The sequence below is a fragment of the Arthrobacter cheniae genome (genome assembly GCF_003602275.1).
In the GTDB taxonomy this organism is placed as follows: Bacteria; Actinomycetota; Actinomycetes; order Actinomycetales; family Micrococcaceae; genus Arthrobacter_D; species Arthrobacter_D cheniae.
In genome coordinates, this window is record NZ_QZVT01000015.1 from 12,620 (window position 1) to 33,446 (window position 20,827).

General features: G+C 62.0%; 19 protein-coding genes and 1 pseudogene. 10 read left to right on the forward strand and 10 right to left on the reverse strand.

The window, feature by feature from the left end:
• Window positions 1-83 precede the first annotated feature (83 nt).
• Window positions 84-551, reverse strand: a complete 468-nt coding sequence (locus D6T63_RS17535; RefSeq protein WP_120150490.1) for a GNAT family N-acetyltransferase — start codon at window positions 549-551, stop codon at window positions 84-86.
• A gap of 628 nt (window positions 552-1,179) precedes the next feature.
• Here D6T63_RS17535 and D6T63_RS17540 point away from each other — a divergent pair.
• A complete protein-coding gene (locus tag D6T63_RS17540) occupies window positions 1,180-2,388 on the forward strand; it encodes a cysteine desulfurase-like protein (RefSeq protein ID WP_120150492.1) in 1,209 nt (402 codons plus the stop codon).
• Between the two features lie 460 nt (window positions 2,389-2,848).
• Here D6T63_RS17540 and D6T63_RS19920 read toward each other — a convergent pair whose 3' ends face one another.
• A complete protein-coding gene (locus D6T63_RS19920; protein WP_235830838.1) occupies window positions 2,849-3,346 on the reverse strand; it encodes an ankyrin repeat domain-containing protein in 498 nt (165 codons plus the stop codon).
• A gap of 621 nt (window positions 3,347-3,967) precedes the next feature.
• Window positions 3,968-4,321, reverse strand: coding sequence for a hypothetical protein (locus D6T63_RS17550; protein WP_147394425.1), 354 nt, complete (start codon window positions 4,319-4,321; stop codon window positions 3,968-3,970).
• Window positions 4,322-4,579: 258 nt separating this feature from the next.
• On the opposite strand from D6T63_RS17550, the gene D6T63_RS17555 reads away from it, so the two are divergent.
• Complete coding sequence (locus tag D6T63_RS17555; RefSeq protein WP_147394426.1) at window positions 4,580-6,313, forward strand: hypothetical protein; 1,734 nt, start codon at window positions 4,580-4,582, stop codon at window positions 6,311-6,313.
• A gap of 105 nt (window positions 6,314-6,418) precedes the next feature.
• On the opposite strand, the gene D6T63_RS17560 is transcribed toward D6T63_RS17555, so the two are convergent.
• Window positions 6,419-6,826 (reverse strand): uracil-DNA glycosylase family protein, encoded by a 408-nt coding sequence (locus tag D6T63_RS17560; RefSeq protein WP_120150498.1) that lies wholly within the window; start codon window positions 6,824-6,826, stop codon window positions 6,419-6,421.
• A 243-nt stretch (window positions 6,827-7,069) separates the two neighbouring features.
• Between D6T63_RS17560 and D6T63_RS17565 the strand changes: the two genes are divergently transcribed.
• Both D6T63_RS17565 and D6T63_RS17570 read left to right on the forward strand, forming a co-directional pair.
• A complete protein-coding gene (locus D6T63_RS17565; protein ID WP_268878035.1) occupies window positions 7,070-8,665 on the forward strand; it encodes an alkaline phosphatase D family protein in 1,596 nt (531 codons plus the stop codon).
• Window positions 8,666-8,926: 261 nt separating this feature from the next.
• Window positions 8,927-9,211, forward strand: coding sequence for a hypothetical protein (locus D6T63_RS17570; protein WP_120150502.1), 285 nt, complete (start codon window positions 8,927-8,929; stop codon window positions 9,209-9,211).
• A gap of 31 nt (window positions 9,212-9,242) precedes the next feature.
• Here D6T63_RS17570 and D6T63_RS17575 read toward each other — a convergent pair whose 3' ends face one another.
• The 4 genes from D6T63_RS17575 to D6T63_RS17590 form a co-directional block, all read right to left on the reverse strand.
• A complete protein-coding gene (locus tag D6T63_RS17575) occupies window positions 9,243-9,548 on the reverse strand; it encodes a hypothetical protein (RefSeq protein WP_120150504.1) in 306 nt (101 codons plus the stop codon).
• Window positions 9,549-10,273: 725 nt separating this feature from the next.
• Complete coding sequence (locus D6T63_RS17580) at window positions 10,274-10,855, reverse strand: carboxymuconolactone decarboxylase family protein (protein WP_182977100.1); 582 nt, start codon at window positions 10,853-10,855, stop codon at window positions 10,274-10,276.
• The gene (locus D6T63_RS19050) at window positions 10,842-11,171 is read right to left on the reverse strand and encodes a hypothetical protein (RefSeq protein ID WP_147394428.1); all 330 of its coding nucleotides are present in this window, start codon (window positions 11,169-11,171) and stop codon (window positions 10,842-10,844) included. The genes D6T63_RS17580 and D6T63_RS19050 overlap by 14 nt, the downstream gene beginning before the upstream one ends.
• A gap of 131 nt (window positions 11,172-11,302) precedes the next feature.
• Window positions 11,303-12,175: a LacI family DNA-binding transcriptional regulator gene (locus tag D6T63_RS17590; RefSeq protein WP_120150508.1), complete on the reverse strand. Its 873-nt coding sequence runs from the start codon at window positions 12,173-12,175 to the stop codon at window positions 11,303-11,305.
• Window positions 12,176-12,502: 327 nt separating this feature from the next.
• Between D6T63_RS17590 and D6T63_RS17595 the strand changes: the two genes are divergently transcribed.
• The 6 genes and pseudogenes from D6T63_RS17595 to D6T63_RS17625 all read left to right on the forward strand — a co-directional run bounded on the left by D6T63_RS17595 (window position 12,503) and on the right by D6T63_RS17625 (window position 19,206).
• Entirely contained in the window at window positions 12,503-13,924 is a 1,422-nt protein-coding gene (locus D6T63_RS17595; RefSeq protein WP_120150510.1) for an alkaline phosphatase PhoX, read from the forward strand.
• A 1,118-nt stretch (window positions 13,925-15,042) separates the two neighbouring features.
• Window positions 15,043-15,444 carry a VOC family protein gene (locus D6T63_RS17600; protein WP_120150512.1) on the forward strand — a complete coding sequence of 134 codons (402 nt, stop codon included), beginning with the start codon at window positions 15,043-15,045 and terminating at the stop codon, window positions 15,442-15,444.
• A complete protein-coding gene (locus D6T63_RS17605; RefSeq protein WP_120150514.1) occupies window positions 15,441-15,920 on the forward strand; it encodes a mycothiol transferase in 480 nt (159 codons plus the stop codon). The genes D6T63_RS17600 and D6T63_RS17605 overlap by 4 nt, the downstream gene beginning before the upstream one ends.
• 64 nt (window positions 15,921-15,984) lie before the next feature.
• The gene (locus tag D6T63_RS17610; protein WP_120150516.1) at window positions 15,985-16,341 is read left to right on the forward strand and encodes a YciI family protein; all 357 of its coding nucleotides are present in this window, start codon (window positions 15,985-15,987) and stop codon (window positions 16,339-16,341) included.
• 467 nt (window positions 16,342-16,808) lie between these two features.
• Window positions 16,809-16,985: pseudogene (locus D6T63_RS20320) on the forward strand (recombinase family protein); the annotation flags it as partial.
• An 865-nt stretch (window positions 16,986-17,850) separates the two neighbouring features.
• Window positions 17,851-19,206, forward strand: a complete 1,356-nt coding sequence (locus tag D6T63_RS17625; RefSeq protein ID WP_235830839.1) for a hypothetical protein — start codon at window positions 17,851-17,853, stop codon at window positions 19,204-19,206.
• A 249-nt stretch (window positions 19,207-19,455) separates the two neighbouring features.
• Here the strand turns inward: D6T63_RS17625 and D6T63_RS17630 are convergent, their stop codons facing one another.
• Window positions 19,456-20,016: a hypothetical protein gene (locus D6T63_RS17630; RefSeq protein WP_120150520.1), complete on the reverse strand. Its 561-nt coding sequence runs from the start codon at window positions 20,014-20,016 to the stop codon at window positions 19,456-19,458.
• Window positions 20,017-20,305: 289 nt separating this feature from the next.
• Window positions 20,306-20,734: a DUF4365 domain-containing protein gene (locus D6T63_RS17635; RefSeq protein WP_120150522.1), complete on the reverse strand. Its 429-nt coding sequence runs from the start codon at window positions 20,732-20,734 to the stop codon at window positions 20,306-20,308.
• Window positions 20,735-20,827 lie beyond the last annotated feature (93 nt).

A 20,827-nucleotide genomic window follows, 5' to 3' on the forward strand; every position in this document is an offset into this window, starting at 1 on the left:
GATGGGTGGCAAGACGACAGGACGTGACACCTCACCTCGGCTCCCTCGTCGTCCCACATGTACTTCGCCTCGAGGACTGCTTGTTAGAGCGTTTTCCTCATCTTCACGCTGGTGGTCTCGTATCCCAGGGAGGCGTACAGCCCTCGGGCCGCGGTGTTGGCCCCGAACACGTTGAGCCCAAGGGTGCGGGCTCCTTGTGATCGTGCGTACTCTTCGGCAAGCAGCATCGCTGCCCGGCCGATGCCTTTGCCCTGATGTCCCGGTTCAATCAATACATCCCAGATCCACCATGCAGTCTCGTCATCCGAGCCGTCCTGGCCGACCCAGAGGTAGCCGACTTTCGTCCCGGACCTGTCGACGACGTCGAACACGGCGTTGCTGGCGGTCGGTTCACGGGCAGGGAAGGCGCCCTCCAGTGCTTCGGAGGCTTGCCGATGTGCGGCTTCGGGCGATTCACCTGTGGCGACGAGATCTGCTACGAAATCGGTCCGGCTCCTGTCGAGCCATTCAGGGAACCGTTCCGCCGGCATTGGTACAAGCTGGATACTCATGCACCCAGTGTGGCAAGGGGACCGCCGGTAAGCCGCGGTTCCCCTGCTGCGAGCATGGTTTGTCACGGCTTCATCCCAGAAGAACTCACCCGGCGGCCCCTACCCTACTCAGCGTCGGCAGTGCGCCATTCATCCGCCGGCCCGGTGGAGGGACAAGGCTCTTTGAAGAGATAAGCCCCAAGGGTCCGTGAGTCGGTTTCTCAGCCTGGACGTTCACGGAATGATTTCGGGCTGCTAAGTGCTCAGCCGTCGATGAACGAACATTCCGTACGGTGAAATGTATGACGAGCGCGCGGTGAATTTCAGCGACAACTGCAGTATGGGCGGTGTCTTGCAACCGTTGGTTGCAAGACACGAGGACGAGACAACGCCACTCCCCCGCCCCTACTGCACCTGCATTGTCTTGCCACCTGTCTCGTAAGCAAAGACGTCGACTCATGACGAAAGAGTTGGCTTCAAGACACTTTCGGGCGAAACTTCGTGGCGCCATGATTACATCCAGTGCCGCTCCGCTCCGATCGGCGTGGACCGGCTCGTGTGGCGCTTCGAGTGAACTTGTCGAACTGATCCACAACGGCTCTCGCCCACGCCGTTTCCCGTATCGACGCTCCCCTGAGAAAGTAACGACATGACCTTCGATATCACGGCCTTCCGCGCGCACTTCCCCGCCTTACTCACCGGCACTGCCTATTTCGACGGCCCCGGTGGAACGCAAGCTCCCGCCGTCGTGGGAGCCGCGATAGCCGACGCCATTACCGGGCCGCTGTCCAACCGCGGTTCCGGTATGCGCTCGGAGAGGAACGCCGAATCGGCGGTCAGCGAATTCCGGGAGGCGATGGCTGACCTGCTTGGGGAGCATCCTCGCGGTGTCGTCTACGGGCGAAGCGCCACGCAGCTCACCTATGACTTCTCCCGCCACCTCGCGAAGACCTGGCAGCCCGGTGACGAGGTCGTAGTGTCACGCCTGGATCATGACTCCAATATCCGCCCCTGGCTGCAAGCAGCCGACGCGGTCGGCGCCGTCGTGCGCTGGATCGATTTCGACCCGGAGACCACGGAGATCGACGAAGCGTCCGTCGCCGCCGCGATCACTGAGCGCACGAGACTCGTGGCGATCACCGCCGCTTCGAACCTGCTCGGTACGAAACCGGCGGTGCGCCGCATCGCCGATGCCGCGCACACGGTCGGCGCGCTGGTCTACGTGGACGGGGTGCACTACACCGCTCATGCGGCGGTCGACGTGAAAACGCTGGGAGCCGACTTCTTCGCTTGCTCGCCCTACAAATTTCTCGGGCCTCACTGCGGTGTTCTCGTAGCCGACCCGGAACTGCTGGAGTCGCTGCAGCCGGACAAGCTGCTGCCGTCAACGAACGCGGTTCCTGAGCGGTTCGAGTTCGGCACCCTCCCGTACGAGATCATGGCCGGCGCCACGGCGGCCGTGGATTTCCTCGCCGCGATTGCGCCCGGCGCCGATACCGGCCGCCGTGCGCGCCTTCTTGCATCCGCTCACGTCATCGATGAGTACGAACTCGCGTTGCGCTCCCGCATCGAGGCAGGGCTGGCTGACCTGGGCGACGCCGTCACGCTGCACTCCAAAGCTCACGATCGGACACCGACACTGCTAGTGACGTTCCCGGGCCGGTCCTCCGCGAACGCCTACCGGTTCCTCGCGGATCGGAACATTCTCGCGCCGGCCGGCTCCTTCTACGCATACGAAGCCTTCCGTCGCCTGAACCTCGAGGATAGCGCCGCCCTGCGGATCGGCCTGGCGCCGTACAACAACGACGAGGACGTTTACCGCCTCCTGGCCGCGCTCGGCAAATTCGTTGCTTCGTAGCGCGGGATCAGGATATTCACGTCGCACGGATTGCGTGCCGGTGCCGGCGGCGACTACGACGAGCAAAATGCCACCGCGCCGGACAGGCGAAAGACCCTAGGCAAGCAACCCTCGCGCCCCAGCTCTCAGCGTCACGAAGTGCATCATGAACTCCGTGACGGCGATTGGTCCGCGTCCGCACGACGCACGCTCGACACGACTATCCGCGCAGCACCTTCGCCCCGCTGCCAAGTCCCTCTTACTGTTGGGCCACGAACCATGGCCACCTGGCGTGCTAGACCGCCCCAAAGCGTCCCGTTCAACGTTCGCGAAACACGGATGGCTTCCTTCCACAGACACCCTCCGCGCCAACCCCTCGCGATCCCGGGTCGTCACGGGTGAGCATCGTTCCGGTCGGCCACGCAACGGCTCTTGTCGATAGTGGCGACACTTCCCATGCTGTTGTGGCGACGCCCGCGGCCTACTGTTCCGTCGCGTTGCGCAGAATAGCAGCGATTTCTTGGAAGCCCAGGGACGTGGCGTGCTGCAAGGGCGTCACACCGTCGCGCTGGGAGGGGAGCCTCACATCGGCGCCGCCGTCGACGAGCAACCGCACGGTCTCCACGTACCGGGGCGAGCCATCACCAAAGATGATTGCCTCGTGCAGAGCGGTCCAGCCCGGGTTGTTGACGTGGTTAACGTCCACGTCGGTCTCCAGCAGCCTTCGCACCACGTCCGCGTGGCCGCGCTCTGCGGCGCGGATCAGGGCCGTGCCGTTGTAACTGTCGCGCGCGTGGACGTCAGCACCGTTGCCCAAGGTCAGGTCCAGCAGCTCGAGGTAGCCCTCACTCGCCGCGATGAGGAAAGCGCTCTGTTGGGTCTCGTCCTCGTAGTTGGCGTCAGCGCCGGCGTCGATGAGCCGGCGAGCTTCGGCGACATCGTTGTCCCAGGCCGCCCCAATCAGGTTTCGATTCAGCACGATCAATTCGCCGGGGGCGAGCGACGTAGAAGAAGCCGATGGGCTGCTCGGCGAGACACTAGGAGCAGACTCTACGGCTGGCGGCGACGGGCTCGGTGTGCTCGGTGTGCTCGGTGTGCTCGACGCACGCACGGACCCGGAAGGCGTCTGTTGTGTCGGACCGGTCACCTCGGCGTTGCCGGTGCAGCCGGTAATCAGCAGCAGTACGGTCAGAACACCGCCCGGCACGAAGGCCCTCACCGGGACGCCTGCCGCGGGACCACCGAGGTGGCACACCAGAACTTCATCGGGAACATTCCCATGCCTACCAGCATACTGAGCCATGAATCGGACGACCGTGGGCCAGGCACGGCTAAGCGCGGGCGTCACGGGCGTTCGCTAGGTCCAGTTACCGATCCTCTCGAGTCACGAACCAGACAGAACCACCGGCATCAACACTGTCAGCTGGTCCCAAACCAGCCACTGCAAGACTCACAGTTGTTTTTGCCTGCTGGCGAGCTCCCCGGGTGCGAACGACGATGATGCGTCCTCCATTGCTTGTGCCAGGTATTCGGCAGTGATGTCGACCATGAGCCCATCATCACCAGCGGGCCACGGATCGTGCGGCACCTCTAGTCGCGTCTAGTCGCGCCACCAGCGCTCGACCCTCGGCAAGGCACTCCTTCTGCTCCGTCGTGAGCTGAGTCCACGTGTGGCGGCTGATATCGAGCGACATGGAGGCCAACGCCCGCGCTGCACGGTGGTGACGGTCCTGAGCGGTGCGTTCGGCATGGGCAGGGAATCGGTTGCGAAGACCTCACTTACCAGTTCGTACAGGGCAGTGCGGGTTTCCTCGGAGGCGCCCGCCGCAGTGAGCTCGTCGAGCTTGCCCTGAACGACGGCGGCCGACGCATAGATACCGGAGTTCCTGGCGCGAGTGAGCAAACTTGAGACCGGACCGACCATGTCGCGCTCGGTCGGCATCGTGCTGCTCATCGGGCTGCCTCGATTGCCAACGCCGCTAGGCTGGCTTCAAGCCAGCACCAAACCCGGCTCGGGAAAGGTGTCCCCCGTCGTCCGCACACATGGTGACTAGAACCCACGTCGGAGGCCCCAATGATCACCACGCCAGCGGCATCAGCCAGCTACACAACCGTCGATTCGAAGGTCGGAGCAAACGAGCTCGCCGCCCTCCTGTGCCACCCCGAGCGCGAGCACCCCGTGGTGGTCATCTCCTCCACACGGGAGGGGCCGATGATCAATCCGGCCGCCGTCGCCCAACGACTCGGGAGCAAAGCAGCGGTCTACTTTTTGGCCACCCCTGCGGTCGCATATCCCTTCGACGAGGCCATGCCGGATGAGACATCCGTTTATGGCGGCAGCGCCCGCTCCTACCCGACCGGGAATGCCTGGCACACCAATCAAAGAATATCCATGCTTCGGCTCGCCTACTCCGAAGCCGAGGGACGCGACGCTGTCGACCTCCTCGCGAAGGACGTCGAGAAAATGGACCCATACGCACCCCCGAGGACCACCTCGAGCACCCCCGTTCGAGCGAACAGTCCCGAAATCGTGGCAGCTGAGGTCGCGATCCTGCTGCCCCCCGACGGCGTGCTGCTGAAACTCGCCGACGGCATGGCTCGCATCGATACCTCCGTACTGGCTCCAGGGATTGGGCCCGAGCGGATGTTCGCACCCGGCCAGAAGCTCGCTGGCACGGTCAGGGAGGGATTACTGACCATCACCTCCGGGATTCACACGGTCAACGAAGCAGTCGCCCACGCACCGCAGGGCGTTATCCACCCGGCCTTGGTCCTGAACGAGAAGCAGATCGCTCTGTTTCCCGGCTTGGTTGTTCGTCATACCTCGGCCGTGGAGCAGGGCAAAGTCATCGCCGTCCGCATCGAACTCTCCGGCCGCGCCGACGGCAAGGCTTGGAAGGTGTCCCCCGTCGAGAACGCGGAGCCCGGAACGGTTACCGAAGCGTTGTCGTTCTGCATTAACGCCCCGCCATGGATTAGCTGGAGTCCCAACGGCCGAGAACCCGCGGGCGAAGCCGAACTGATAGCTGTCGCTGAGCCGAAGGTCATGACCGCCGAGCTTCAGCCCACTCCTCTCCTCAAGGTTGAAGCAGAACCGGCTTATGTGGCCGATGGCTCTGATCTGCCTGTGCCTGTCCCCCAAGCGGCGACCCACACCAACATCGGTTCAGCGCTCGAGCTGATTCGGTCGACCCTGCACGAGCTTGACGAGACGAACCAGCGGCTTCAGTCAGAGGTCACCGAGCTGCGCATAGGGACCGAAAGGCAGAAGCCATCCGCCCCCGTACCAACCCCCGGTGCCGGCGGCGCCGCCTTGGACCGCGCCCAGCAACAGATTGCCCTGCTGACTCGCGAGAGGATTGAGATGGCCGAGGACCTTACTCGCGCGCTTGGGGATGCAAACACCCTGGCTGCGGAAAACGCCCGGCTGACGCACGAGAGCGAACGCCTGCGTGAGAGCATCCTCACCGAGCGCACCCGTGCCGCCCGTGCCCGGCAGCTTTCACGGGATATCACCGCTGTCGGCGACACCGGCCCGCTTTTTGCTGACCGCGCGGACCAGTTCCGCCACGAAGTGTACTTGGAGTGGGTGGCCCGCATTCCTGCATCGTCCAAGATCTCCATGCCCCTGCAGGCCTACGGACTCGACGAAGGATTTATCGACAGCGTTGAATCAGTTCAAGGCATTGACCGAACCAAGATCATCGCGGTCACCGTCGAGGTCCTCACCGGGATCGCCGATTCCATGCCAGGCAGGGAAATGCATCGCCTCAGAACCGGAGCCAAAGGTAACACTACCTTTCGCGAACACCCCATCTACGGGACTGCGTGGAGGGTGTCCCTCCAGGTGAATACGGCCTCCGCCCGGCGCCTGCACTTCTGGCGCGGAGCCGATGGCAAGGTCACGTTCGCCACCGTCGGCGTTCACGACGATATGGGTATCTGAGCGATTCCTCCTCGCGACTGCCGGCTTGGTGCCGCTCGAGGCGGCCACCGCGGCGGGCTTCGTCGTACCCGGCCCTAGTCCGTCACACCGAGCAGTGCAGCAACCTCATGGAATGCTTCGCGGCGCCGCTGCTCCCGCCTGGCTCGCTCTGACGGTTCCGGATGCCGAAGAGCGGTCCGCCGGGGGTGACTCCCCCGCTGCGTACCGGCCGGCGATGTCAGGATGCTTCCGTGTGAATCGCTTCCAGAGCAGCTGGGCCTCACTCCCTTGCGGAAGGACGACGTTGAGACGAGGCATGAGGTTGATCAGCCGGAGTAGTGGCTCGATTCCTTCAGTGACCTGCTGGCTGGTGAGTCCGGATGTCTGGTCGTGCCGGTACCAGGGGTAGGTGTTCCAGGGTGTGATGTCAATCGGAGCGATCTCCGCTGCGTCGAGCGGCTCGCATTGCAGGGCCGCGGTGTCGTCATCATTCTCGACGCTCAGCATGCCCGAGCCCTTGGCCTCACTGGTCATGGGTCCCGGGTCCCCAGCCGCGGCCGGCGGGAGGCTCCTCACGGAGAGACTCGACCAAGGCATTGATTCCGGTGACATGCGGCATGTGGGCACCCAAAGACTGCGTCTTCCTGAACCTGGGGTCGCTCATGCGTCTAGCCATGGGTTCGACCCTAGCCGCCGCTGCAGGCAGGACGATGTTCACTCAACCCATCGGGCAGGGGGCGGGCGACATTGGTGTCGATTTCGTGCGCAGTTCATGACGTGGCTCACCTCAGTTGCTTGAGTGAACGGGTCAGTACCTCACATCATCAAGGAGTCACTATCCCGCGTTCCTTCGCTCCGTCCCGTCGTGGTTTCCTCGCTTGGTCCGGAGGAGCGGCCGCGACGGCCACCCTGTACGGGCTTTCCACAGCTCCCGCCTGGGCAGCTCCGCGTTTTCCTCAAAGCCCCTTCACCCTAGGTATCGCCTCCGGTGATCCCACTCCTGACGGCATCGTGCTGTGGACCCGTCTCGCACCGGAGCCCCAGGCCGCAGACGGTCTCGGAGGAATGCCCCCGTACAAGGTCCAGGTGAACTGGCAGGTTGCCACTGACCCGGAATTTCGCAACGTGGTCAAAGCAGGCAGCGAGAGCGCTACCCCGGAGCTGGCACACTCCGTGCACACCGAGGTCAACGGGCTGCGCCCATCTGCCGACTACTGGTTCCGCTTCCGCGTCGGCGCTGAGGAGAGCCCGGTCGGGCACACCCGAACCGCACCTGCGGCCGGGTCGGACCCGAGACGGATCACCTTCGCGCTGGCCTCCTGCCAGTCCTGGGCTGGCGGCCGTTACGCCGCCTATCGAACCATGGCGCAGGAGGACCTTGACCTCGTCGTCCACGTGGGCGACTACACCTACGAGGGCAAGAACCACGAGTCCCTGGCCGACTTCCGCAACAACCACGCGAAGTACAAGAGCTCGCCCGATCTGCAGGCCGCACACGCGCGGTTCCCGTTCGTGGTCACCTTCGACGACCACGAGATCGAGAACAACTGGGCCGACGGCGTCTCCCAACCCGACAACGAGGCCTCCAACGACCCGCAGCGTTTCCTCCAACTACGCGCCAACGCCTTCCAGGCCTACTACGAGCACCTGCCGCTGCGCCGCCCGCAACGCCCCACAGGACCGGCCATGGTCCTGTATCGCGGCCTGGACTACGGCAACCTGGCACGGTTCCATGTCCTGGACACCCGCCAATACCGATCTGACCAGCTCACGGAAAACTTCCCCGGCGGCCCGCAGCACCCAGACGTGTACAACCCTTCGCGCACCTTCATGGGCGATGCCCAGGAACAATGGCTCTTCCAAGGCCTCGCCTCCTCGCCCGCCCGATGGAACGTCCTGGCCCAGCAAACGATGATGGCCCAGTACGACTACGACCCCTCCGAGATTTTGTCGGTCAACCACGACCAGTGGGACGGCTACGTCGTCTCCCGCAACCGCCTCACCAACTTCATCAACCAGCAGGACCCGTCCAACCCGGTGATCCTCAGCGGCGACTGGCACTCCGCTTTCGTCAACGACGTCCTGCTCGACCACGCCGACCCCTCCTCGAACGTCGTTGCCGCCGAATTCGTTGGCACCTCGATCAGCTCCGGTTGTGGCTGGGCACAGGCAATCAAGAACGGACTGCCAGCGAATCCGCACACCCACTACATCAATCCGGACAAACGAGGCTGGACCCGCTGCACCGTGACCCCGGATGAATTCCGCAGCGATTACCTCGTGGTCGCCTCAGCCTCAGACACCACCTCACCGGCCATAGCTGATGCTTCCTTCGTGGTCCGCAACGGCCAACCAGGCGCCCAAAGAGCCTGACCGGCTGGGACAGGTGCGAGAGGCCCTGAACGTGACGGGATGATTTCCCCTGTGACTGACACTGTGACTCTCGGCTAGCCGATGTTGATCCGGCAACACAGTCAGAAGACTGTCGCTGTGATGATGGCCCGGGGTTGACCACAAAAACCCTCAACGGCGGTTCCTGCGGGGCGGGAGAGGGGCGCTCACGACCGATCGCTCGGCAGTCCAGCCTCATAAGCTACTCGAAGGAATCCGTGGGCGGGGTCTAGCCTCGAGTCCATGACCATCTATTCGCGGTACGAAGAGGTCGAAGTCATCCGCACACCTGATGACATCCATGCCGATGTTGCAGGAATGATGCGGGAAGCTCAACAGGAGGTTGAAGCAACTACTCTGCGTGAGACCGAGCAGATCGTCTCCGTCGAACCATGGGGTGTCGAATCTCGGGTTTTTCCTCGAGCCGATGTTGGTGGCAACGAAGCGGTATTGGAGAGCCGGGACGTCTACTCGTACAGAGTGACCATCGACCCGCTGCCTGCGACCGGCTCAACTGGGCTCGCCTGACAAGCTAAGGCCGGATGTGATAGGCGTTCAGTCAGCTATCGTTCTTCGCTGACAGGACGATCAAAGACCGCAGCAGAGGCCGCAGCTCGTAACGCCTGACCTCGGAGAAGGACGCTAGGGGGCGTCCGATCAGGTTCCCGATCAGGGTCAGGCGGTCAGTGTGAGCGGGCGGGTGAGCGTTGTGCAGGGCCTGCTGTAACTCCATTACCTCCCGCAGCCGCAGCTTCGTCGCTGCTGGTATCGCTCCTACGTCACCGATTTCTATGCCACCGACCGTGGTCCCTGATGGCAGGACGGACAGGGCGTGCACCGGGCACAGGGTGAGGTCGAAACTCATACCCCACACGCTACGGACGCAACCTGATGAGCAGCGAAGTGGCGCGATGAATCGCCCGTGAACATCAGCGACACGACGAACCTCGTCGACGAATCTCACCCCGAACGAGCAGTGCATTGAGGTGCTAGCTCGTCAGGGCGTTCGTGGGGCTATCTTTGGACCGTCTCCAGCTTACCGTTCGCCTTATGCAGCCCAGCGGCACCTCCCCGGCCGATTGGTACCGTGCGGGCTGCTGTTCAAAGCCGACGGCGACCCAACCCTGTTCTGCAGCGCATCCTGAAGGTTCAAGGAGATGTACGCCGCCCGAGCACTGCTCCTACCCTTGATGTCGGGCCTGCTCCACGCACGCTAAGCGCTCCCGACATGCAGATCGCCGATAACACCAGCGACCCGGCCTATCCCCCGTTCTTCCAGTATGGGACGAATCGAAAATAGCTCGTGACCGGTTGACCTGTGCACTCCGATGAGAGGCCCAGGTTGGTCATCCATCGCGTTAGCACTGACTCAAGCGAGGCTGGAGTGGATTCGGTTCCATGCCGATCATGCCTACTATTTCGCAAATGAGCAGAACACTGCTTCGATTCGGTTGCACGAGAAGCTTGGCTTCCGTGCTCTCGGTAGCTTTTCTACGAGCCACGGCGTCACAGCCGACAATGGACAGTCGAAACTCATCCTCTTCAGAGCGTCCCACTGAAGGATTTTTCCATCGGGCGTTTGTTGCTTCATTACGCATACCCTCGCTTGAGGAGGATTCCCGAAGAGCGCGCGAATTCTTTGTCGGTTGGGAGTTCGAAGTCGAGGGCGTTTGCGTAGCGGGTGATGATGTTGAAGACAGTGGCCACGGCGACCGCGTCGGTGAGTTGGGAGCGCGTGACACCTGCTGCCAGGACAGCCCCAGCGTCATCCGCGTCCAGCTCGTGAGGTTCGCGCGTCATCTTCTCCAGGAAACGCATGGTGGCTCGCAGCTCGTCCGGTATTGGTGCTGTGCTGTAGTCATCGAGGGCTGCTCGCACGGTCGCAGGTTCCATCCCGTGGACCGCGACGGCGCTGTGCGCGCCGACGCAGAACGGGCACGCGTTCCATCGGGCGACCATCGCGGCCATCAGTTCCCGCTCTGCCACCGACCATCTACTGTTGCCTCGCATCGTGTGCTGCGTCCACGCATTGAGTTCCGGCCCGGCGAAGCCGCGATGGTAGAAAGCCACCCGGGCGGCGTCTGGGAAACGTGCTCTGGACACTGTGGAGATGAACCGGAACAGCAGCCTCGTGCCGAACCTGTCTCCCCGGTCGATCTCAGCGAGCCGCATCGTCAGCACCCTTGATCGCGCGGGAAGCGGCGTCCCATCGTGACAATCCCGCACCGATACTCGCGGCCAGAACTACTTCGAACGCACCCTTGTCGGTACCGAGAGCAGCCCGCACATTGGCGACCTGCACATCGGTCACCCGGTGTGCGGCTTCGCCTATTCCACGAGCGAGGTCATCGTATGGCATTGCAATAGCGGGCCCATTCGATGCGCACTTCATGACCCCTGCGCGCAGTTCCACATCGGTTTCGGCCGACCCCACGACCTTCGCTTCAAGTGCTACCCGTCGCGCCCCGTGATCATCACTGGTCTCCATGCCCCGAGAGTATCGATCAACTGGTCACACAACCAGCACTCCTGAGGTAGGGCAGTTTCATAAGCCGGTGGAGCATCGTGCACATATTCAGGGGTGAGGGCATGCCCGGACGGAATTCTTCACCGGACGCTTCATGGTGTGCTTTCGCCTTTGTTGATGTGGTGGCGGATCGTTGTGTGGCGGGCGGGTCCTTCGTGGCCATTGATGCGCTCGAGTAGTAGCTCGAGTGCTGTTGCGGCTAGGTTTTCGGCTTCGGCGACCGAGGTGAGGGTTGGGGTGAGGCTTGAGGCTAGGCCGATGGAGTCCCAGCCGATGACGGCAATGCTTTCTGGAACGGGGATGTTGCGGGTTCTAAGCGCGCGTAGTGTGCCGATGGCCGCGAGGTCGTCGCGGCACAGTATCGCGTCCATTGCTGGTTCGCGGTCTAGTACTGCGCCGAGCGCGGTTTCGGCACTGATGGAGCCTGGCTCGGAGCGGCTGATCTCCAGGCGAGGGTCAAGGGGTAACTCGTGCGCGGTGAGCGCCTGCCGGTAGCTTTCGAGACGTAGGGCAGATGTGCGGGTGAGGATGCCTTGTTCGTGACCGAGGAAAGCGATATGCCGGCGGCCCAGGGAATAGAGGTGATTGACGGCGTCAACAGCGGCTGGGACGTTGTCCATCGATACGTGGTCGACCTCAGCACTGGGTTCTGCCTCACCCAGGAATACGGTCGGAGTAGTGCCTCGAAGGGCTGCGACCTCGGCTCCGTTGCGGTTCTCGAAATGCAGAATCACTCCGTCAACCAAGCCAGAGCGCGCATCGGCGAAGACTTCTTCCTCCCCTTTGGCCGTCCCTTCAGTTTCGGTAATGAATACCCGGCAACCGTGCTTGGAGGCGGCTTGGGAGAACTCGTGCGCGAGTTCGGCGAAGTACGGCCTGCGCAGATCCGCGAAAGCAAACCCCAGGACGTGAGCTCGACCTGTTGCAAGTACCCGTGCACCGTTGTTCGGCTTGTTCTCCCGCACTGGTCAGCCCGATCGACGTGTCCTCTCCTTCCGTATCTCGCTTCCCTGCGTCCTAAAGGTGGGCCACATTGTGTAACTGCGAGGTTGGTGGATGGCTGAGCGACGATGTTCTAAACCAACTGCCGTGGCGGAACGGTGTGCAAGAGTCTCGACGAATTGGCCCCCACCGTTTTCACTCTTTGGGGTCACCTGTTCCTAGGACGTGGACAAGCCGAGTTTGTTGTTTGTTCACTTAGGCAACGTTTGAGCGTCTAGAAGGGGACGTTTAGGACTGCAACATTAGGGAGCGACTCATCTGTCCAATCCCTGCCCCACCTGGAGGCTCTCATCAATCCGTCCGTTTCACGCCGTAACTTCCTTGGCGGTTCCGCTGCTACCGGTCTTGGTTTTGTTTTCGCAGGATCAGGCAGTCTCGATGCCTTCATCCGCCCAGCCGCAGCTGCCACAACACGCACCGCGCTCGGTTATGGTGCCCTGGTCGCCGACCCGCAGGGCATTCTCGCTCTGCCCAATGGCTTCTCCTACAAGCTCATCGCGCGCTCCGGACAAACACCGACAGCGGATGGCGTGCACCCCTCGGACCCAGACGGTATGGGTGTTTTCGACGCCGGCAACGGCGGCTCCGTGCTCGTGATCAACCATGAGAACAGCGGAAACGAACCCTTCCCAGTCCCCGTCATTGAGGGTATAACCTACGACCCCGGTGCCATCGGCGGCACCTCCACCATCACGGTGGATCGAGCCGGCAACCGCCTCGACCAATACACCAGCCTGGCGGGCACCGACAACAACTGCGCCGGGGGCATCACGCCCTGGGGAACATGGCTGACCTGTGAAGAGACCGAAAACCGGGCAGGCCAAGGCCGGCGCACCAAGAACCATGGGTACGTCTTCGAGGTGGACCCCGCCAGCAGGGAGAGCAACATCGGCAAGAGCGCCGTCCCGCTGAAATTCATGGGCCGCTACTCCCATGAAGCCGTAGCGGTTGACCCCGCTACCAGCACCATCTACCTGACCGAAGACGCGGGCAATCCCAACGGCTTGTACTTCCGATGGGTGCCACCAGCCAACTTCACTCCCGGCAGGAACGCACTGCGCGAGCTCGCCCTCTCCCCCGGAGGCGACACGGCAGGTCAACTTCAAGCCATGAGTTGCTACCGGGGCAGCCAGCACATTGCTGATCTCTCCGAAGCAACCACCGTCGGCACCCGGCTGAAAGTTGAATGGATCGACGTGCCAGAACGCGACGCAACCACGGTGTCGGTACGGAAGCAGTTCACCAACAACCAGATCACCCGCTCACGCAAGCTCGAAGGCCAGTGGTGGGCTGACAACGGAGTGTTCTTCGTTGCTAGTTTCGCCCGCCTCGGCGATGGCAGCGTCAACGAGCACGACGGCCAGGTCTGGTTCTACGACCCCGCCAGCCAAACCATCACACTCAAAACCATCTTCGGTGTGAACCAGAACCCTGACCAGGACAACGGCAACTTCGACGGACCGGACAACATCACCGTCTCAACGCATGGCGGTCTCATCCTGGCCGAAGACGGCAGCGGTGTACCCCACCTCGTCGGTGTGACCTCTGAAGGCAAGGCCTACCCCCTGGCACGCAACGACTTCAACGACAGCGAGTTCTGCGGACCCGCCTTCAGCTCCGACGGCGACACACTCTTCGTGAACATCCAGTCCCCCGGCTTCACCCTCGCAATCACCGGACCATGGGGCCGGCCCAGCAACGCCGCCGCTTAACACCCGACCAGCGATCAATGTGCCTCAGTCATTCCAAGGCCCACCTGCCCGACTCAACGCCCGGTGCGTGTGCCCGATATACGGGACACCAAAAGGGACCGCCGGTCCGTTTTTTGCGTCTCGAAAACCTAAAGCTTCTTAAGACCTCCGATCGAGTCCTGTATCGCACCACCACTCCCCCGGAATCACGGGCCTCTTCTTGTCTCGGAAACTTGTCTCGCCGTGTTTCGTCTCAAAAGTCCTCGCATTCAGGGTTTGTGAGCCAAGACTTCTCTGTCCTGATAACGCACAGGGGATAGTTTCGCCTCGTTGGGTAGGCTTTCGCGATGACGTCATCGCGGGACCTTGTCAGCCACTCGCTAGCGCAGCGGATTCGTTGGGCTTCGGTGCTGTGCGGGGTGGCTGCACTGGTGATTCTGGTGTTGGGGTGGTGCGGACTGATCTTTGCCCTCGGCGCGTTTGTCCTTCCGCCATGGGTCGTAGGCACTGTCCTGTCTGCCGTCTCTTTCATCCTCGGTCTTGTCCATCGGCGTCTGGTCGTTGGTGATGACGACCGGAGAACATCTCCGGGCGGTCGTCGAGTAGCGCCGGTGTGGAGAGCTGTTACGCCGCTGGCTGTTGGCGGGTGCGTCGTCGCGTTCCTCGGAGACGCCGCCTTCGGTGCTACATATTCGGTCCTTGAACCTTCCGCATCGGGCGGGTGTCGGGCCGTTGCCCGGGAGAGTTCATTTCTCATGGCTGGTGGAGGCCAGGTCTATTTAGTGCACCCGGTTGGTGTGGGCTGGCGGACAGGATCGTGGATGTCCGACGATGGTATCCGCCCCATCGACAACGAACAGTACGAGCTGTCCTGGGGGCTGGGAGGTGGAGCATTGCTGGTGTACGGGGACGGTCGTAATCCTGTTTATCCGAGCTTGCACGAAGTCGCCTGTGACTAGACGCGGTACTGTTCCCGGATCCCCCAGCGGCTCGACAGGAATCCTTCCGATCCGGTTACATCGCTCCGCATATCTGCAGACGACATTGAGGGCCGATGAGTTTGCTGTCGCACGACCGTCTAAGAAGTAGAGAAGAGCCATTCGGTCTGCTTCACAAAATCAATGTCAGGAGTATTCATCATGGCTGCACCCCTCGATTACATCAGCTTCCCTGGAACGGCGAGGGAAGCACTGGGCTTCTATGCCGATGTTTTCGGAGGCGAGCTGTCCCTGAACTCCTACGAGGATCATGGGAGGACCGACGGACCGTCGGACGCTGTCGCTCATGGGGTCCTTGATGGTGTTGTTTCCCTCGCGGGCTCTGACACACCAGAAGGAGAGCCCTCGGTGCGATGCGAGGGCCTGGTGCTCTCCCTGCTGGGCACCGCTGAGCCGTCAGTGCTGCTTGGGTGGTTCGACAAGCTCTGCGTCGGCGGGACGGCGATTGATCCCTTGGTGCAACGGCCGTGGGACGGCGCGGACGGTCAGGTCACCGACCGACACGGGCTTCGGTGGCTTATCGGCTACGAGTCGAAAGCGTGAGCGACGCCCAGCTGCTCGCTCAACTGGCGGGCGAACGCAGCCACGTACTGCGCACCGTCGAGGGGCTGACTGAACAGCAGATGAGCACGCCACTCGTTCCATCGGGGTGGACCGTGACCCGGCTGCTGAACCACCTCGCGTTCGACGACGAGATGTTCTGGATCTCAGCCGTCCTCGGCGGTAACTCTGCTGCGATCGAAGCCCTCCATGACGGGTGGCACTCCACGCCCATGACCGGCTTGGACGCTGTAATCATCTACCAGGATCAGATCACCAGCAGCGACAAGATACTAGCCGGGGTCGATCTGGATGCCCCTCCCCGCTGGTGGCCCCCAGCCAGCCAGTTCGACCAACCGCCCATGGCAGACGGGCGCGAGATCGTGTTCCGCGTCCTCGCGGAAACCTCTGTCCACGTCGGCCACCTCGACGTCGTGCGTGAACTCATCGACGGTCATCAGAACGTCGTCGTGAACTAACCAACCCACATCTGAAGCAACTCTTGCAGCTGCAGGATCAGCCAAACCACCGAAAGGTCGCCCGATGCCCGACTTCGCCATCCTCATCTACTCGGACGAGTCCCTCCATGCCCTCGAAGCCGCTGAAGCCGACTTGGAGGAGAACGACCAGCACGCACGGGACCTCCAAGCCTCAGGCTCGATGTCCCTCGCCTACGCCCTCACGCCCAGAGCCAACGCGGTCTCCATCCGACACGACGACACGACAGCCGGCCCTTTTGTTGAAGCCGACCAGTTCGTCGCTGGCTTCTACGTCATCGAAGCACCTGACCTCGGCGCCGCCATAGCCATCGCCCGACTAAACCCGGCCGTTCGCACCAACACCGGAGGCGTCGAAATACGCCCCGTCCATAGCGGCGGGATCATCACCACGAGCCCGTAGAGCGGCCCATAGGCAAAGGATCCCGCGAGTGGTTGGGAGGGCAGGTGATACCCAAGCCCACAGGTTTGTGTGAAACCGGGTAGTAGAACTCGTTCCATTCGCTCACCGCCGATGGGTGAGATCTCTCAAAAGCCCCGTTGAACCCGCATCCAAAAGAAGTACCAGAACACCGCTGTACAACCGGTCGTACAAGTGACAGGAGTTCCGGGATGCTCGCCGGCTACATGCTCGTGTCGAAGTCCGACGGATCGCAGACCACCGACCCGCGACGGGACGCCCTGCTCGAAGCCGGCGTCGACGAGGCCCAACTCTATGAGGATTTCGCCTCGGGCAAGAAGGACGACCGCCCGTGGCTGCCTGCTTCAAGGCACTGCGGGACGGGGACACATTGATCATATGGAAACTCGACCGGCTCGGCCGGAATCTGCACCACCTGGTGATACAGTCCACGACCTCACCGCCGCGGCGTCGGACTGAAAGTCCTCACCGGGCAGGGCGCCGCGATCGACACCACCACCACAGCAGGAAAACTCATGTTCGGGATCTTCGCCGCCCTCGCCGAATTCGAGCGGGAACTGATCTCGGAGCGGACCCTCGCCGATCTTGTAGGTTGCGGGTACTCCAGTAGGTTGGATGTTATGTAATCGTTTCGATTTTTCATTGATGACTATCATTGCAGCGGTAATTCCGTCAGCATGAGAGCCTCTCAACGGGTATTTCTCCTCTTGTTGGTTGTAACCATCAGCGTGTCCGCGGGCGGCGCAATGTTTAAGCCGGTCTTTCGCTGTAACAGACTGCGGAGGGAGCACCCGCAGTACTAAGTGAGGGAGCATCCACAGCCGAAGCTGAAGACAGGGACCGACTTGCCTTGAAACTGGTTGCTGCACTCTTGTGATTCAGGCTTTTTTGGAGGATGGTGATAGTCCGCTGGGGAGCGAAACAGGTGTGCACGCATCTGCTCGTAACCCTTCTACGGTGCATTCGTGCAGCGCACCGGCCAGCGGATAGGAAATCCCATGGCTCGCACTGTTAGTCGACGCACGCACGCAGGCGGCTGGCGGAGCCTTGCACCTCGCTCGCGTGCTGCTCCGGCTCCCGGTTGTCGCGGTTTTAGCTGTCGCCCTCGCGGGCCTCAACATACAGGGCGAACACCAGTTATGAAGTGCCACTGACTGCCACAGCTTTGCATGGTGAGGTCGGCGGCAGCCTGTCGCTGGGCATCAACACCACCAGCAGCGACGGGGCCGAATTCGGCTCGAGAGGGACTACAACCCCACCAAGGCTAGTGATGCAAGTACAACAACCGTAACTAAGCGCAGCTGGACCAGCTCCAGGATGCGATCCTCGACAGTCTCGTGGAAATGATGCTCAGCGAGATCGGCCTGCCGTCCGACAGCGGTGGCCGGCGGCTGGGGGTGTATCCGTCCCCCGACGGATATGAGCTCAATACAGTAGCTCAGTTCTAGCAGAACCCAGCAGTGCAAACTGATCGGACCACGGGAAAACCTCATGATCAGCTCACCCAGCGGCCGCCGTAGACACCTGGTGTCTGCGGTGATCGTGCTCCTGCTCCTTACCGGCTGTCTACCCCCGGCCGACCCCGACACCGGCTTTCCGGCTGACATGCCTTCGCCGACGGTGACACCGCCACCAGCGCCTATCGTGCCAGAGCCGGGCGATGTCGGGGTCGAGGACCCGTCGCACGTGGGGACGCCGTCGCCGACGGGTACCAAGCGGGCGACCAGCGCATTGTGGTTCAACGACGGAATCTGGTGGGGGAACCTGTGGGACACCGACAGCTCGGACTTCCATATCTTCAGATTCGATGCCGTGACGAGCACGTGGGTCGATACGGGTGTGGCGACGGACCCGCGGGCAAACACGCATCATGACGTGCTGTGGGATGGAACGACGCTGAACGTGGCCAGTTACCGGTTCGTCAATGACGGGTTGCCGGCCGAACCGAATTACCCGACGACGATGCGACGTTACAGCTACAACGCGAGTACGAAGGCGTACACGCTGCTCAGTGCTACCCAGATCAACAACCAGCGCGTCGAGGCCCTGACCATCGACAAGGACTCGACCGGTCGGGTATGGGCGACCTGGCAGCAGGGGAACCGGATCTACCTGAACGTCACTGGTACGGATGGCAGGACGTGGGGGACGCCGTTCGCGCACCCCTCGCCATTGAGCAATGTGTCCGTGGACGACACGTCGGCGGTCATCGCTTTCGACGGGAACAAGATGGGTGTGATGTGGAGCCGGCAGGTCGGCGATGCCACCGACGGCAGGTACTGGAGCCACCACGTCGATGGAGCATCAAATACCGACTGGACCACCCCGGTAGCGGCGGTCCTGGGACAGAACAGCAGTGACCACATCAACCTGAAGACGCTGAGCTCCTCCGATGGAAGGGTTTTCGCCGCCATCAAGACCTCGTTCACGTTCGCGTCCGAACCGCTGATCCAACTGTTGGCACTGAACGGTACGACGTGGACGGCGCACACCATCGCGACCGTGGCGGAATGCCCGAACCGGATGATCGTCATGATCGACGAGAGCACCCAGATGCTGCGCACCTTCGCCACCTACCCGAAGCCCGATGGCACAACCGACGCTGGTGCCTGCACCAGAACGGGAGGCGCGATCTACGAAAAATCCACACCGCTGGACGCCATCGACTTCACCACCACGAAAACACCTCGCATCGTCGACGCCGACCAGTATGCACACAACGTGACGTCGATGAAGCAGAACCTCAACAGTGCCGCGCAACGGACGACCAACAGCGGTCTGCTGGTGCTCGCGGATGTGAACGCCACAAGCCGGTACTGGCACTACTACGAACCCGGCGGGCGCTAGAAGCGGCCGGCAGTCATCCGACCTAGAACAACGACAAACGACGAGCGAGCACCTTCCGTTCTACACCAGCTACTCGACGCCTTCCAACGTGGCTGAAAGCGGCTGAGGTGCCGCTATGCCTTCCAGAAAGGCGTAGCGGCCCGGTCGAGTCTGCACTTTTCCCTGCACCACGACGGTAGTTCCGCCGTGCATCCACTCGTGAAGCACTCCAAGTTGGTCGGCGCGTACTTGCATTTCCGCACGGCTTTTTCAGCCACGGATCGGGCCCGGGGCTTGGATGACGATTTCGCCGAGCAACTCACCCTTCACGTACTCGATACGAATTATGGGACCGACGAGCACTCGAAGGGGATCTTGGTTTGACTCTCCTAGTATTCGCGCAGCCGCGGTCCCGAGTCGACGAGCTTCGGTCGGTATGGCCACAGACCGCGGCAGATTTCGGCTTACAGGTTCGGCACCAGCCCAGTTGAAGCTGGTCTCGAGGAACGAAATGTCCGGCTCCGTCGGTGCGGCGGCGACCTTGTTCAGTAATTCCTTTGTGCTACCGGCGTAGACCACGGGGAGCAAGGCCCGCGGTGTCGGCTCGGTTCCTGGCTTAGCGACCTGACGTTCGAACGCGTCCAGCGCTTGTGCGAGCGTCCGAGTGACTCGCCGCTCATCCGATTCGGGAATCACCTGATCGATGCCTTCGAGCGTGGCCTGCTCAAGCGGCTCAGGCTGATTTACGTGCAACAGGACAGGAAAAACGAAGCTGCCAACTTCCGTGTGACCAAGGCGCGCTTGCGCAGCGATCTCGTCTCCCAGTCGCATTCACTCTGAATCGCATGAAATCAAAGTTTTATGCTCAATCGCTCGCTCGATGTCACGCGGGCTTTCTTTGAAGGAGCGGCAATGCGTTCGAGTACACCGTCCCACTCAAGAGTGTCGCGTCGTAGCTTGTTCGGCACGTAAAGTTCTGCGGACGCTTTGGGTAGCGACCAAAGTGCTGCACGATCGCTCGAGCGTACTTTTACCCACTGCCGGCGCAAAAGTTCCGCGGTGATGTCGGAGACAGCGTAGGAAGACGACACGTCGAAGTGTGGACGGTGTCCGCGAGAACTCACGTCACCACCCCGTCCGCAATGTCGTACGCAAGGTCTCGCCAGTCGTGGATTGATTCGCCTGTGAGGCGGTCCGAACTCGTGAACACCATGGATGTTACGTCCGTTGCCGCGTCGAACCGACGGCCAAAGGCGACCGTGTTGGGCCGAGTGAAGGCGACGTCATAGTCCAGCCACCCCGGGATGTCACTGGGCACTTTGACGACTACGACGATCACGGGCGTGTCACTGATGGTCCATTTTTCCACCCAACTCAGCTCAAGTGGCAAAGTGAGCCTGTTACCGGCCACGCTGAACTGGGAGGTGCACTTTATTTGTACCCGAACGGGCATTCGTGCGAAGTCGACCGTGCCGTCAATTGCCATAACATCTTCGTCAATGCTCGTCTCCGTGAACGATGCGCCGACATGTGCGCAGAGAGTCCGCACGTACGCTGCGCCCTAGCGTGCACGGCGACCATTGTCTGTGAAGCCTACGTTCGCCGACTTAAGCAGACGACTTGGCGGGAAACCTGCTGCAGC